The organism is Microcoleus sp. Pol7_A1 (assembly GCF_036701085.1).
Classification (GTDB): domain Bacteria; phylum Cyanobacteriota; class Cyanobacteriia; order Cyanobacteriales; family Microcoleaceae; genus Microcoleus; species Microcoleus asticus.
Genome location: NZ_JAUBQD010000035.1, coordinates 4,474 through 17,645, shown reverse-complemented (window position 1 = coordinate 17,645; position 13,172 = coordinate 4,474). Strand labels below are relative to the sequence as shown.

The following is a 13,172-nucleotide window of genomic DNA, read 5'->3' as shown; positions in this document are numbered from 1 at the left end:
CTGCATAGGGATACAACCCTCCGACATGAGTCGGGGAGAGCCAAAAAATTTAGATCTTAGTTTAAGCCCCCAGATTCATCTGTGGAGTGAATCTAAAATCTAAAATCTAAAATCTAAAATCGATTGACTGTTCAAAGAAGGCGGAATGCGGTTTCTCAAGTCAGCTTAAATCGGAAACTTCGTGCAATCAAACACTGTTCTCAATCCCCCGAGCAATCAAGGCTCATCCTCTCGTACAACAGAGTTACCTTTTACTCTTCAAGATATCAAGGCAGCCATTCCAGCCCACTGTTTTGAACCCTCGGCATGGAAATCTCTGGCTTACTTCTTTTTAGATATTGGAATTATCGCAGGTTTGTATGCGATCGCCTACACCGTCGATTCCTGGCTCTTTTACCCAATCTTTTGGTTGATGCAGGGAACCATGTTTTGGGCATTGTTTGTAGTGGGCCACGACTGCGGACACGGTTCATTTTCTAAGAGCAAATGGCTCAACAACCTGATCGGACACCTCTCCCACGCTCCAATTCTGGTGCCCTTCCACGGTTGGCGGATCAGTCACAGAACCCACCACGCGAATACAGGCAGCTTAGATAACGATGAAAGCTGGTATCCCGTGTCGGAGAGCCATTACGAACAAATGCGCTGGTACGAAAAGCTGGGACGCTTCTATTTGATGTTATTTGCCTACCCAATTTATCTGTTTCGCGGATCGGGCGTTCGGGCAGGTTCTCACTTCATGCCCGGTAGCCAGCTTTTCCGTCCCTCCGAAAAATGGGAGGTGTTGACGAGTTCCGCATCCTTGGTACTGATGGTAGGCTTTTTAGGCGCCCTAACCTATCAGTTTGGTTGGCTGTTTTTACTCAAGTTCTACTTGGTTCCCTATGTAGTGTTCGTTATGTGGCTGGATTTGGTAACATACCTGCACCACACAGAAGCCGATATTCCTTGGTATCGCGGTAAAGATTGGTCTTTCTTGAAAGGTGCATTGTCTACGATCGATCGCGACTACGGAATCATCAATTCCATCCATCACGACATCGGGACTCACGTAGCCCACCACATTTTCTCGACGATGCCGCACTATCACTTGAGGGAAGCAACGGAAGCCATCAAGCCCGTGTTGGGCGATTATTATCGCAAGTCAACCGATCCAATTTGGAAGAGCTTTATTCGCTCTTACTGGGATTGTCATTTTGTCTCAGATACAGGTTCTGGAATTTGCTACGAATCGCCTAGCACTCGGCGATCGGCTGAAGTTAAGTAGCTTAAATAAACAATAGAATATGCAAAAACCCGGCTTCTTAAAGAAACCAGGTTTTTCTTTTTTGCGCGTGTTTGATAATAAGATGTTCCACATTTAACCTGCATATTGGGGCGGGCAAGATGCCCAGCCCAAAAGAAATTTAATAGTTTTAAAAATGCAAACTAACTAAATGTTTTTTAGCTGAGCGTATCCGCTGAAAAGAACACAATCAAAGAGGTTTGTAAGTTGTCACACGTTTAATCTATATACTTATTTTGATTGCAACTCTTGTGGGCCGTTGCTCCTAGCCCGCCCCAAAGGTAAAAACTAAATGCAGTACAGCTTAGTTAGGACTTCAGTCCGAGCAAGTTTTATGAGGACTGAAGTGCTCACTACCAACTTTATAACGGTTATTATACCGGAGATAATATTACAGATTACCTTTAAGCCCGATCGCCGTAACAATAGTCCACGCATCCACCAACAGCAGCAGCAGCGTACATAAAAGTAAAATAAGATACATCCAAGGCTGCGACAAAGGGCGGACATCTCTAGTATCAATACCTGTTTTTGCTTCCACCAAACCGACTAATTTACCAAACCCAGCCACTCGCATTGGCAACAAATAACCTTCACCCGAATGACTCAAAAAATAGTAAACTAAACCTCCTTGACCGGTCGATCGAGGTTTGAGAGCTTTTACCTCAGTCCAAGGTAGCGACCAACCCTTGCGAAAAAAACGCGGAAACCACTTGGGATATGTGATTTCAATCCCTTCTTCGCTGACAATTACCCTTTCACTGAGCGCGCCGTACAGGCCCACAGCGCCGACAACAATTGCCGCCCAGAGTGCGGCCGGCGGAACGGGTGCTTTCGTTACTTCCGACAAAAACGGCAATGGAATTGTCAGGGCCGCGTACAAGCTCAACAGCGTGATTCTAATCAGGGGAGAAAGCCGGAATATCGCCGGCTCAAATACTGGGGCAGAAGATGGGGAAGAGGCGATCGGTTGTGCTGACATGGCTGAAATTCGACAAGCTGTTTAATGATATTTTTACACAGTTGTCGGACCCGCCAACAAAACTCAGGGAAATACGAAAAACCGGATAATATTTGCAGTCGCGAGTTTCGATCTAAAATTCATTTCAGAAACTTTGATTCTTAAGTGTTGAGTTTTTACCACTTTGCTGAAGTTGGAATTTTGAGCGCGGAGTTATCAATTCACTGACAATTTATAACTCAAAACTCACAACTCCGATTAATCGACGGCGGTTAGCGCCGGTACAGTCAAAGGTTCTGAGATTTCTCGGGATTTGGGGCGGCCGGCCATTGCTGTTCGATCGCCCTGAACTGCCTCTGGGGATCTGCTAGGATTAACCTTTGAATAGGGGCCTTCGTTAATCTGCAAGCGATCGCAAGGAATTTTATCCGACAAAATTGCACTGGCCATCATCCCGGTGTGAATTTCCAATGCTGCGGCCGGCATCGCTTCAAACACTAAGCGCTGTCCGGGAAACACCACTCGTTCAAAGTACCAGTTAGGAATGTTGGCGATGCGAGCAATCTGAATCTGACTGGTGGCGTTGACGTAGCAGCACAGAATCTTGCTGTCGGTGTCTGAGGGTAGGGGGTCAAGAATTTGAGCCATAACTGCTGAGGGAGCCTTGCCTAAAAGTTTTAGTTATCTTCTCAGGCTAACACTAGGCGATCCCAGCCAACTGTAAAGCCGACTACCAACTCCCTAACACATTAGAGACCGATCGAACTTTAATTTATAATTTACTCGTATAAATATTGTTTTTTTGACACCCAGGTTGGATATTCGGTCAATATACGCTGTATTTGCTTAAAAATTAGCTTTTTTTTGCTGCTGTCGCCGATCGACACCAACACGCTGGGCCTTGAGCCGAATCGAAAAATTTAAGAATATTTAATATCAAATTGCGAAAATTAGACCGATTGTAAAGTTATATTAAAAGAATATTAACATAGTAGAAAAAGTTCCAGTTTAGGATATGGCAATTATGGAAAGCCGAGAAAACCGAGTCCTGTACGTTCGCCTCCCTTGCAATCCGATTTTTCCGATCGGAGTTGTGTATCTTTCGGATCACGTACACAAGCTGTTTCCCGATGTCGAACAGCGCATTTTCGATTTAGGTGCGGTGCCCCCCCTTGATTTCGCTAAAGCTTTGGATACCAGCATAGACGAGTTTAAGCCGACGCTGCTAGTTTTCTCTTGGCGGGACATTCAAATTTACGCGCCCGTGGGCGGCAGGGGCGGCAATCCGCTGCAAAATGCCTTCGAGTTTTACTACGCCCAAAATCTGCTGATCAAGTTCCGGGGAGCACTCGGAGGACTGCGTTTGGCCGTGTCTTACTATACCGAACTCTGGCGCAATTTGGGACTGGTTAAGCGGGGATTGAAGCGGGCCCGGAAATACCGCCCTGAAGCTCGTGCAGTGGTCGGTGGCGGTGCTGTGAGCGTGTTTTACGAGCAGTTGGGACGCAGTTTGCCGGCGGGAACTGTGGTTTCGGTGGGGGAAGGCGAAGCTTTGCTGGAGAAGTTGATTAAGGGCGAAGATTTGGCCGAGGAAAGATGTTATGTGGTGGGAGAAACCGTGCCGCGGGATCGCCTAATTCACGAAAAGCCAGCCAACATTGAGAAAACTGCCTGCGATTACAACTACATCGAAACGATTTGGCCGGAATTTTCTTATTATCTACAAGATATGGACTTCTATGTGGGAGTCCAAACCAAGCGCGGCTGTCCTCACAATTGCTGTTACTGCATTTATACGGTGATTGAAGGAAAACAAGTGCGGATCAATCCGGCGGATGAGGTGGTGGCGGAGATTCGGCAATTGTACGATCGAGGTATCCGCAATTTCTGGTTTACCGACGCTCAATTTATCCCTGCACGCAAATTCATCGACGATGCGATCGAATTATTGCAAAAAATCATCGCCGCCGGCATGACTGACATACACTGGGCTGCTTACATCCGTGCGGATAATCTCACACCAGAGTTGTGCGATTTGATGGTAAAAACGGGGATGAATTACTTTGAAATCGGCATCACCAGCGGTTCCCAGGAACTGGTTCGCAAAATGCGGATGGGCTACAACTTGCGAGTAGTTTTGGAAAATTGCCGCGATTTAAAAGCAGCAGGTTACAACGATGTGGTTTCCGTGAATTACTCGTTTAACGTCATTGATGAAACCTTTGAAACCATCCGGCAAACTATTGCTTATCACCGAGAATTAGAGCGAATTTTCGGAGCCGATAAAGTAGAACCAGCTATTTTCTTTATCGGCTTGCAGCCGCACACAATTTTGGAAGAATACGCCTTTAAAAAGGATATTCTGCAACCGGGGTACGATCCCATGAGTTTGATGCCTTGGACAGCGCGCAAATTGCTGTGGAATCCCGAGCCTTTGGGTTCGTTTTTCGGGCAAATTTGTTTAGAAGCTTGGCAGCGCAATTCCAATGATTTCGGCCGCGAAGTGATGGCTATTTTGGAGGAAAAACTCGGCTGTGCGGATTTGGAAGAGGCATTAACCGCGCCTGTGGAAATCAAAGACAAACAGTTGGCAGCCGTTAATTAATTACCACGTTCGCAGTCAGGACGACGGTTATTTGAAAAATGGGAAATGGAGAAAGAATGTATCTTCTGTTTCCCTTTTTTTTATTCACTAAATAGCTAAACGCAAATCAACATTACCGTCTAACTGAGTCAATCGATTTTAGATTTTAGATTAAAGATTAAAGATTAAAGAATTGAAGCATTGACCCCACGGATAAATTCGGGGGCTCCTTTATCAGATACAGGTTTTTTATTTCTGGACGGATGAATCCGGGGGCTTGTATCCTAGATGCTTTCGGTCAGTTAGCGATCGCATGGGAGGCGAGAAACCGGGTTTCTAGGAAAATAAAAGGTTTAGTAACGAGAAATATAGCAATCCTTGCAGGAGTCGTAAATTTTTTACCCCACCCCAACCCTCCCCTTAGTAAGGGGAGGGAGTAAGAATTTCACAAATGATTTAGGAGTGCTATATATGAAGAAACCCGGTTTCTCAGATCGGCGTGAACAAGTCATAAAATCTTAAAAATCTCCTCAATGCAAGAGATTGCTTTCCTTCTATCGCATTGACATACTTGTGTATTTTCACTGGTGTAAGGTGCACAGTTCGCACCTTACTTAAACCGACGGTGTACCGTGTTCCTGCATCTTTCACCTCTGATATTAAATATTATTAATATCCAGAAAGATCGCTTAAGATGTAATTATATAGTTAAAACCAGGAGTGACAAGATGTTTGATAAAGATAGATTTAAGGGCATTAAAGGAGTAGTTCTAGTTATGGCTGGCATTAGTGCGATTCCCTTCGGGATAGCTTCGCTTCACGGCTTTTTGACCGCTTCAGCACAAGCAACTGCACTAAATGAACCGATTGGGAAGGTTCTGGCGATCGCACCGAAGACTTTGGGCAACGATCGACCGCTGCAAATTGCTCAAGTTGAGGGATGTCCGAGGGCCGAAATGGTGCAATCTTTCGCAACGCCCAACTTTTCTATATACATTTGCCAAACCCAGGAAGGCGATATTTTTTACCGCGGCTTCAGCAAAATAAATGGCAGCCAAATCAATGTCATGCAAGTAACTACAGGTGACGACGGAACTTATGAAGCGACTAACGGCAATATTATCTATTCGATTAACCCCCAACGGCTGCAAGTCCGGCAGAATGGTAAGGTAATTTTAACCGAAGGTGTTATCAAGTAGCACTAATTGTGATTCAACGATCGATCCTCTAAATTTAGGGTGTATTTTATGTAAGTGAAAAATTCAAGACCAGCAAAAATATATTGATTCCTTAATAATCAAAGAGAATCAGTGGTAACGGTTATAAAATTGACTAACTTTTATTCAAATACCTCTCAATCAGGACGATCGCCACAATATCGTCCACCGGTCTCGGCGGCGTCCGCATTCCCTTCGGAATCAAGCGGTCGAGTCCCGTCGGAGGGTACATTTGCCAGTAGCGTTCCTTGGCTTCCAAACTGCTGTACCTCTCGTCCACCCGAACAATTTTGAGCGCAGGCGACAAACTCTGCGTCAATTTTTGTTTCCAACTCTTAGAAGTCGTTTGATCTCCGAGCACCAATAACTCAATTGAAAACTGTTCGCACAGAGATTGAATAGTCGAAATTGCACTCTCGGAGGGTACAACTTCATGGTAGGAAACATTGTTATCTGTACTCATGACGGCGATACCGCACTTGTCTTTACCTGGATCGAAACCTAAAATCATAGTCAGATCAATTAAAAAAAATATTGCTACAATCCTCAATCTTATACCAATTATTAAAAGTCAAAGGGAACCGTAGGGACACGGCATTGCCGTGTCCTACTCCCCGCGCCGGACACGGCATTGCCGTGTCCCTACAGATGCTCGCATACAATCTATATTGCCGTGTCCTACTCCCCGCGCCGGACACGGCATTGCCGTGTCCCTACAGATGCTCGCATACAATCTATCTGTTTCACTAATTTTCAGAATTGGTATCAGTTACCAATTACCAGTTACCAAATTTATTTTTTAATTTTTAAGTCTCCTTGGCCTTGATTCTGTTGTCCGGTGCGGAAAACAACGGCTCCGTTTTCACGAGCAACTAAATCTATTTTAAGCGGGCCGGCGATGTAAGTGACATCTGCGGCGATCGCCTGAACATCCACCGGTTTCTCGTACTGCTGCAACCGATCGATAAAATCCGCTAAAGTTTCAACCCGATTGTCGGCTACTTGGACTCTACCGCCGACAACGCCGATCAGGCGAGCGCGAAATTGACAAGCTTCTATCAATTGCAGCAACTGCTGCCGCACCTGTTCGTCGGTCAAAGTCACCGGATCGACAGCAACCCCTGCAATCACATCTCCAGCCCGGAACACAACTCGATTGATTTCTGCTTCTGCAAATACCTTAATTACCTTTTCTTGCCGCAGGTAATTAGCGCCGGCGACAATCCGCACCACGTAGTCTTGCCCGTCTTTAATCTGACTAATTAGTTGATCGATTTCTGCTTTAGTAATTTGAATAACCTGGTCTCTAACCTTCCTATTTTCCGGCTGCATGAGTCCGACGGTGGTTTTATTTGCTTCTCGCAAAAGTCGATCGATCGCGCCGCTCGCCATACCGGGTTCGATAATGCGAACGACGCCAGCAGCTAAAATTTGACCGCGCCTGATGGCAACTGTACCCTCGCGGATTGCCTGAAAGTCCCGTTCCAAAACTTGCACTTGCTGCTGCAATAAAGTTTGTTGCTGTTCGAGTTGAGCTTGTTGCTGTGCCAAGGTTTCTAAGAGTGCTTCCCTCTCGGCAATTACTTTGTCGCGCTCGACAATTATTCGATCGCGCTCGGCGAGATTTTGCACCCGCTGGGCAATTTCCTTGTCTCGCTGGGCAATTAGTTCGTTGCGATCGACAATTTCTGTGTCTCGCTTGGCAATTTCTCGCTCTCGCTTGGCAATTTCTGCGTCTCGCTGGGCAATTTGAGCTTTTACCTGCTCTCGCTGCTCGATTAACTGTTGGCGCTCTTCTTGCAGTTGAGCGATTTCCGAGCCTAAAGTCGTTTTTTGAGCAGAAACAGTTTTCAATTGGTTCTCAGTGCGATCGAGCTGAGCTTTTGTAGTCGATCGGGCCGTTTCAACCAGTTTCAATTGTTCTTCGGTGCGGGATTTAGCCGCTTCCACACTGCTGAGCTGTTCTTCTGTCTGAGATTTAGCCGCTTCTACCTGACTTAACTGCTCTTCAGTTTTAGACTTGGCTGCTTGCACGCTGTTAAGCTGGGCCCGCAGCGAGTTTAATTTTGTTTGCGTCCGAGCTTGCTCGGCATTAGCGGCTTGGAGGGATTGATTAATTTGCTCTAAATTGGCTCTAGCTTGCGCTTGAGCGGCTCTGGCTTGAGCTAATTCAGTTTCAACTCGATTTTTTTCTTGAGTGGCCTGGTTGATTTCTCTGCGGGCGTTGTTGAGCCTTTTTTGAATCTCGTCTATTCTAAAAACTCCCGTTCGCAGCGGTTTGCTAGTAGCAAACAAAATGCCCAGAGTCAGTGCCGACAGGATGCTGCCGGCCATTACTGTCACAACAACAGCAGTATCGCGGGGGCGAAGTTTGAACAAGCTCAACCTTGCCTTGCCGACTTTCGTCCCAAGGCGATCGCTGACAGTGGCGATCACACCCCCCAACACTAAAATTACAAATACCAGGATGTATCCAGCAGTCATTCCGATTTTAGATTTTGGATTTTGGATTTTGGATTGAATCTAAAATCCAAAATCCAAAATCCGATACTTTCTCGGCATCAAGTGAATTGCTGGCTTAAGGCCACCGGGTTGTGGACTGTGATCTTTTTCTTGTGGATCGAGATCATTGTTTCTTGCCTGAGATCCCCCAGCAAACGAGTCACCGTTACCCGTGTCGAGCCGATCGCTTCGGCGATGGCCTGGTGGGACAGCTTCAAATCAATCGTAATCCCCTCTGTACCGGGTACGCCAAAGTCCCGGCACAGAATCAGCAAAAAGCTGACGAGTCTCGAACCCATATCTCGGTGGGCCAGCGTTTCGATCATCATCTCGGTTTGCAAAATCCGAGACGACAGTCCCCGCAGCATCACCATCGACAGTTCCGGGTCTTCCTTGAGCGCTTTCTCGACTTGTTCGATCGGCAGCGAGATCAATTCCACCGGCGTAAAGGCTACCGCGTGGTAAAACCTGTCCGATCGGTGTCCCGTAATCAGAGACAGCACGCCAAATACGCTATTTTCGCGCAGGAGGGCGACTGTAATTTCTTCCCCTGCTTCGTAAACCCTGGAGAGCTTCACAGCACCTCTAATGAGAACGTAGACGCGCTCAGCCGGGTCTCCAGGGAAAAAAATTGTCTTGCCCCGTTCAAAGGTTTCCACAATGGGTGGAAACGCCCCGCCGCTGATTTGGCGGAACACGGCTGCTAGCGGTCTATCATGCGTCACGACTAGATCCTTTGTACTAATCAATACTTTATAACTTGCCGATTAAGCTTATTGAGTAAATATACTTCCCAACCTCCAATATGCAAGGATTCTGTTACTTCCATCTAATGTTAAGGTAAACACACGCTGTATGATTAAATCTAGCCCTTCTCTTAACTTTTTCAATTCCGCCTCCATGTAGCTCCACAGCAAAATTAATATCAATTGTGTCTCACTTGTGTCTCAATTGTGTCTGAATCAGTTAAATCTGAATCAGTTGTGTCTAAACTGGCGGGGTTGTCGCATAGAGCCAATGAGAACGGTGCAAGTTGCTTCTAGAAGAAATACAGATGATAGATTTGACCGGAAAAAATGCTCTTGTTACGGGCATTGCCAACAATCGCTCGATCGCCTGGGGCATCGCTCAGCAGCTCCACAAAGCTGGGGCCAATCTCGGCATAACTTTTTTGAAGGACGAGAAAGGCAAGCACGAGCGCAAAGTCGCTGAACTGGTGGAACCGCTCAATCCCAGTCTGTATTTGCCCTGCAATGTCCAAGACGAGAGCGAAATTGAGTCCACTTTTCAAACCATCGCCGACAAGTGGGGCAAGTTAGATATCCTGGTCCACTGTCTGGCATATGCCGGCAAGGACGAACTTTCGGGAGATTTCACCAACACCTCGCGCCAAGGTTTCTCCAATGCTTTAGATATTAGCGCTTACTCGCTGGTGCGGCTTTGTGCTGCTGCTAAACCCCTGATGGCCGAGGGCGGCAGTATTGTGACGCTGACTTATTTGGGCGGCGTCCGGGTAGTTCCTAATTATAATGTGATGGGAATTGCTAAGGCGGCTTTGGAAATGAATGTTCGGTATCTAGCTGCTGAACTGGGCCCGTTAAATATTCGGGTAAATGCGATTTCTTCAGGCCCAATTCGGACTCTTGCTTCCTCAGCAGTTGGGGGTATTCTCGATATGATCCACCACGTTGAGGAAGTGGCGCCGCTGCGGCGGACGGTGACTCAGCAGGAAGTGGGAAATGCTGCGGCTTTTCTGTGCAGCAATCTCGCTAGCGGAATTACGGGTCAAGTTTTGTATGTCGATGCCGGTTACGAAATCATGGGAATGTAACGGTAGTCGAGAGTTTTGAGTTATGTAGGGGCGGGTTTAGACAATAAACTTTTACTTTAACAAGTAAGTTTTATTCAACAACCGCCCCTTTCGATAGTTTTGAGTTTTGCATAATTCTCTTAACTAAACACTTGAGAATCAGCGCCGATCAAGCTCTAATCTTCAATTACTAATTATCAATAGCTAATGAATGACCAATTGCGAATTATGGAGATAATCGATCGCCCTTCTGTGCCTCCTGCAACTTCAGTTCAACCAGGTAGGGCCGCCTTAGTGAAACGCACGACACTGGAAACGGATGTCACGGCCAGCCTCAATCTCGACGGTGTGGGAACTTGCAAGGCCTCTACGGGGATTCCGTTTTTAGACCATATGTTGCACCAGATTGCTTCTCACGGATTGATCGATTTGGACGTGCAGGCGATCGGGGATTTGGAGATTGACGACCACCACACGAACGAGGATGTGGGAATTACCTTAGGCCAAGCGCTAGCAAAAGCTGTCGGGGATCGATCGGGCATTTCTCGCTTCGGCCATTTCATCGCACCTTTGGATGAAGCTTTAATTGAAGTAGTGCTAGACTTTTCGGGACGGCCTCACTTAAGTTACGGCTTGGAAATTCCCAATCAGCGGATCGGCACTTACGATACCGAATTAGTGAGAGAGTTTTTTTCAGCGGTGGTGAACCACACTCAGATGACGCTGCACATTCGACAGTTGCAGGGGGGCAATTCTCATCACATTGTAGAAGCGGCGTTTAAGGCATTTGCGCGAGCTCTGCGGATGGCGGTAGAAATCGATCCCCGGCGTGCCAGTCGGATTCCGAGTTCTAAAGGAGTTTTGTAGTATGGGGCTTGTAGTAGCGTTTGGGCGCTACTACGAACCTGTAAATCAAAATAGGGATATCACTCTCGGATTTTTGAGCGTTACTCAGTTAATATCTTTCGCATTGATGAGGTAAAGCTACAAATATTTCTGAAAGTAATGGCTCCTTTAACACCTATAAAAGGCTTCACAATGCTATGTCTAGAATTAGCTAAAGGTAGCATAAAATTCACAATAGCATACTTTTCATTGTCTGAGGTAATATCTGTTTCTAAAGTATGCAATTGAAAAATGCTACTATGAAAAATTTGAAAAGGGCTTTCTAAAGCTGCCAACTCTTGGTCAGAAAGCTCAATGTATTGTTCAAAATTTTTGATAAAATCGCATAAATCTTCAACCTCAATTGGTTTGGGCACAGAACTAATGGAAAATGCAACAAGCTGAGTGGTGCCAATGTTTAAGACGATAAATAGATTAACAACATTTTTAGAAGACATAAGTTTTGTTATATAAAAAGTAATCAGGTATCCGTCAGCCTCAAGGCAACATTTCTTCGTCTCCTTTAGTTTCGGTAGATTTGAAGGAGAGGGCATATATGAAGCTCTTCTGGCTTCCTTAAGAGCTTCCATCTCTTTTGTCACATTACACACCCACTCTAAAAGTTTTTTTGCTTCTTCTTTAGACTTCCCTAATTTTATTTCAAAATCATTGATGACTATCCCGTTACAAGCTTCATTAAGTAAATGCTGTAATAGAAACATTTCCTGAAACAAAAAGCTAATTGTCATCAAGCTTTCACCGGACTGTTTAATCTCTTGAAGAATAGATTCAAAAAAACCTCTAGCCTGTCTGGGAGATACAGCCACTCTTGTTGTAAAACTATTTGGTATTACCTGTTGCACTTCCTGAACAAGTTTCAGGAAAAATTCTACTTCTTCGACCGACAACTGAATCGCAACGTTGTTATATGCTATTGTAGCAACCTTCATCATAATTTTTTTTATATTGAATTGACTAGACTTGTTGGAAAAGTGGAATAGGTTTGTAGTAAGGACTTTAGTCCTTAGTGATGAGTTGGCAAAGAAAGGACTGAAGTCCTTACTACAAACAAGTTAATCAAGACTTTTACTAACCAGTCGCATTCCATCTATCCAAACTTTGTCAAGAATCGGAAAGCATCCAGTACATGACTCGCACAAACGTAAGGGGAAGTATTGTAAAAAGCTTGCCAAGCCGTCGCTTTATCTTCGTCGTATTTATCTGCTCTTTCCAAGTGTTTACCCAGCCAATTCAGCCGCACCGCGTGACCGACTAATACATCTAAAACGATGTATTCTTCTACTTGCAATTCTGGATTGCGCTGGCCAATTGCCGCCAACTCCATCAGCGCCTCAATATTGACTTGTCGGTATTCGGGCGCCCCAATTTTATTCAGCATTTATTGGCCTCCTTTAATTTCGGTAGATTTGAAGGAGAGGGCATATATGAAGCTCTTCTGGCTTCCTTAAGAGCTTGCATCTCTTTTGTCACATTACACACCCACTCTAAAAGTTTTTTTGCTTCTTCTTTAGACTTCCCTAATTTTATTTCAAAATCATTGATGACTATCCCGTTACAAGCTTCATTAAGTAAATGCTGTAATAGAAACATTTCCTGAAACAAAAAGCTAATTGTCATCAAGCTTTCACCGGACTGTTTAATCTCTTGAAGAATAGATTCAAAAAAACCTCTAGCTTGTCTGGGAGATACAGCCACTCTTGTTGTAAAACTATTTGGTATTACCTATTGCACTTCCTGAACAAGTTTCAGGAAAACTTCTACTTCTTCGACCGACAACTGAATCGCAACGTTGTTATATGCTATTGTAGCAACCTCGATCATAATTTTTTCTATATTGAATTGACTAGACTTGTTGGAAAAGTGGAATAGGTTTGTAGTAAGGACTTTAGTCCTTAGTGATGAGTTGG

General features: G+C 45.2%; 14 protein-coding genes. 5 read left to right on the top strand and 9 right to left on the bottom strand.

The genetic code is table 11. From position 1 onward, the window contains the following. Positions 1 to 181: 181 nt before the first annotated feature. Complete coding sequence (locus tag QUA20_RS19320; RefSeq protein ID WP_333190685.1) at positions 182 to 1,267, top strand: DUF3474 domain-containing protein; 1,086 nt, start codon at positions 182 to 184, stop codon at positions 1,265 to 1,267. Positions 1,268 to 1,676: 409 nt separating this feature from the next. On the opposite strand, the gene QUA20_RS19315 is transcribed toward QUA20_RS19320, so the two are convergent. Together QUA20_RS19315 and QUA20_RS19310 are read right to left on the bottom strand one after the other, a co-directional pair. Next, entirely contained in the window at positions 1,677 to 2,267 is a 591-nt protein-coding gene (locus tag QUA20_RS19315; RefSeq protein ID WP_333190682.1) for a hypothetical protein, read from the bottom strand. A 237-nt stretch (positions 2,268 to 2,504) separates the two neighbouring features. Beyond that, positions 2,505 to 2,894: a DUF1830 domain-containing protein gene (locus QUA20_RS19310; RefSeq protein ID WP_333190681.1), complete on the bottom strand. Its 390-nt coding sequence runs from the start codon at positions 2,892 to 2,894 to the stop codon at positions 2,505 to 2,507. Positions 2,895 to 3,270: 376 nt separating this feature from the next. On the opposite strand from QUA20_RS19310, the gene QUA20_RS19305 reads away from it, so the two are divergent. Continuing rightward, entirely contained in the window at positions 3,271 to 4,851 is a 1,581-nt protein-coding gene (locus QUA20_RS19305; protein ID WP_333190680.1) for a photosystem II high light acclimation radical SAM protein, read from the top strand. Between the two features lie 707 nt (positions 4,852 to 5,558). After that, positions 5,559 to 6,029: a hypothetical protein gene (locus QUA20_RS19300; RefSeq protein WP_333190678.1), complete on the top strand. Its 471-nt coding sequence runs from the start codon at positions 5,559 to 5,561 to the stop codon at positions 6,027 to 6,029. A gap of 133 nt (positions 6,030 to 6,162) precedes the next feature. Here the strand turns inward: QUA20_RS19300 and QUA20_RS19295 are convergent, their stop codons facing one another. From QUA20_RS19295 to ntcA, 3 genes are all read right to left on the bottom strand, one after another. Continuing rightward, the gene (locus QUA20_RS19295) at positions 6,163 to 6,558 is read right to left on the bottom strand and encodes a pre-16S rRNA-processing nuclease YqgF (RefSeq protein WP_333190677.1); all 396 of its coding nucleotides are present in this window, start codon (positions 6,556 to 6,558) and stop codon (positions 6,163 to 6,165) included. Positions 6,559 to 6,839: 281 nt separating this feature from the next. After that, positions 6,840 to 8,531, bottom strand: coding sequence for a DUF3084 domain-containing protein (locus QUA20_RS19290; protein WP_333190676.1), 1,692 nt, complete (start codon positions 8,529 to 8,531; stop codon positions 6,840 to 6,842). A gap of 77 nt (positions 8,532 to 8,608) precedes the next feature. Continuing rightward, the gene (gene ntcA / locus QUA20_RS19285; RefSeq protein ID WP_006634020.1) at positions 8,609 to 9,274 is read right to left on the bottom strand and encodes a global nitrogen regulator NtcA; all 666 of its coding nucleotides are present in this window, start codon (positions 9,272 to 9,274) and stop codon (positions 8,609 to 8,611) included. 329 nt (positions 9,275 to 9,603) lie between these two features. Between ntcA and fabI the strand changes: the two genes are divergently transcribed. Continuing rightward, a complete protein-coding gene (gene fabI / locus QUA20_RS19280; RefSeq protein WP_333190675.1) occupies positions 9,604 to 10,380 on the top strand; it encodes an enoyl-ACP reductase FabI in 777 nt (258 codons plus the stop codon). 207 nt (positions 10,381 to 10,587) lie between these two features. Further along, positions 10,588 to 11,226, top strand: a complete 639-nt coding sequence (gene hisB, locus QUA20_RS19275; RefSeq protein ID WP_333190729.1) for an imidazoleglycerol-phosphate dehydratase HisB — start codon at positions 10,588 to 10,590, stop codon at positions 11,224 to 11,226. An 80-nt stretch (positions 11,227 to 11,306) separates the two neighbouring features. Here the strand turns inward: hisB and QUA20_RS19270 are convergent, their stop codons facing one another. The 4 genes from QUA20_RS19270 to QUA20_RS19255 all read right to left on the bottom strand — a co-directional run. After that, positions 11,307 to 12,197, bottom strand: coding sequence for a hypothetical protein (locus QUA20_RS19270; RefSeq protein ID WP_333190674.1), 891 nt, complete (start codon positions 12,195 to 12,197; stop codon positions 11,307 to 11,309). 155 nt (positions 12,198 to 12,352) lie between these two features. Then, a complete protein-coding gene (locus QUA20_RS19265; protein ID WP_333190673.1) occupies positions 12,353 to 12,643 on the bottom strand; it encodes a hypothetical protein in 291 nt (96 codons plus the stop codon). Next, the gene (locus QUA20_RS19260) at positions 12,637 to 12,960 is read right to left on the bottom strand and encodes a hypothetical protein (protein ID WP_333190671.1); all 324 of its coding nucleotides are present in this window, start codon (positions 12,958 to 12,960) and stop codon (positions 12,637 to 12,639) included. The genes QUA20_RS19265 and QUA20_RS19260 overlap by 7 nt, the downstream gene beginning before the upstream one ends. A gap of 27 nt (positions 12,961 to 12,987) precedes the next feature. Then, the coding region (locus tag QUA20_RS19255) for a hypothetical protein (protein WP_333190670.1) at positions 12,988 to 13,172 on the bottom strand (185 nt) is incomplete at its 5' end.

What these genes read in the sequence shown, in the direction of transcription:
- QUA20_RS19310 (WP_333190681.1), bottom strand. Translation starts at nt 2,894, where the DNA reads ATGGCTCAAATTCTTGACCCCCTACCCTCAGACACCGACAGCAAGATT.
- QUA20_RS19265 (WP_333190673.1), bottom strand. Translation starts at nt 12,643, where the DNA reads ATGCTGAATAAAATTGGGGCGCCCGAATACCGACAAGTCAATATTGAG.
- QUA20_RS19295 (WP_333190677.1), bottom strand. Translation starts at nt 6,558, where the DNA reads ATGATTTTAGGTTTCGATCCAGGTAAAGACAAGTGCGGTATCGCCGTC.
- QUA20_RS19270 (WP_333190674.1), bottom strand. Translation starts at nt 12,197, where the DNA reads ATGATGAAGGTTGCTACAATAGCATATAACAACGTTGCGATTCAGTTG.
- QUA20_RS19290 (WP_333190676.1), bottom strand. Translation starts at nt 8,531, where the DNA reads ATGACTGCTGGATACATCCTGGTATTTGTAATTTTAGTGTTGGGGGGT.
- QUA20_RS19300 (WP_333190678.1), top strand. Translation starts at nt 5,559, where the DNA reads ATGTTTGATAAAGATAGATTTAAGGGCATTAAAGGAGTAGTTCTAGTT.
- fabI (WP_333190675.1), top strand. Translation starts at nt 9,604, where the DNA reads ATGATAGATTTGACCGGAAAAAATGCTCTTGTTACGGGCATTGCCAAC.
- QUA20_RS19315 (WP_333190682.1), bottom strand. Translation starts at nt 2,267, where the DNA reads ATGTCAGCACAACCGATCGCCTCTTCCCCATCTTCTGCCCCAGTATTT.
- hisB (WP_333190729.1), top strand. Translation starts at nt 10,588, where the DNA reads ATGGAGATAATCGATCGCCCTTCTGTGCCTCCTGCAACTTCAGTTCAA.
- QUA20_RS19305 (WP_333190680.1), top strand. Translation starts at nt 3,271, where the DNA reads ATGGAAAGCCGAGAAAACCGAGTCCTGTACGTTCGCCTCCCTTGCAAT.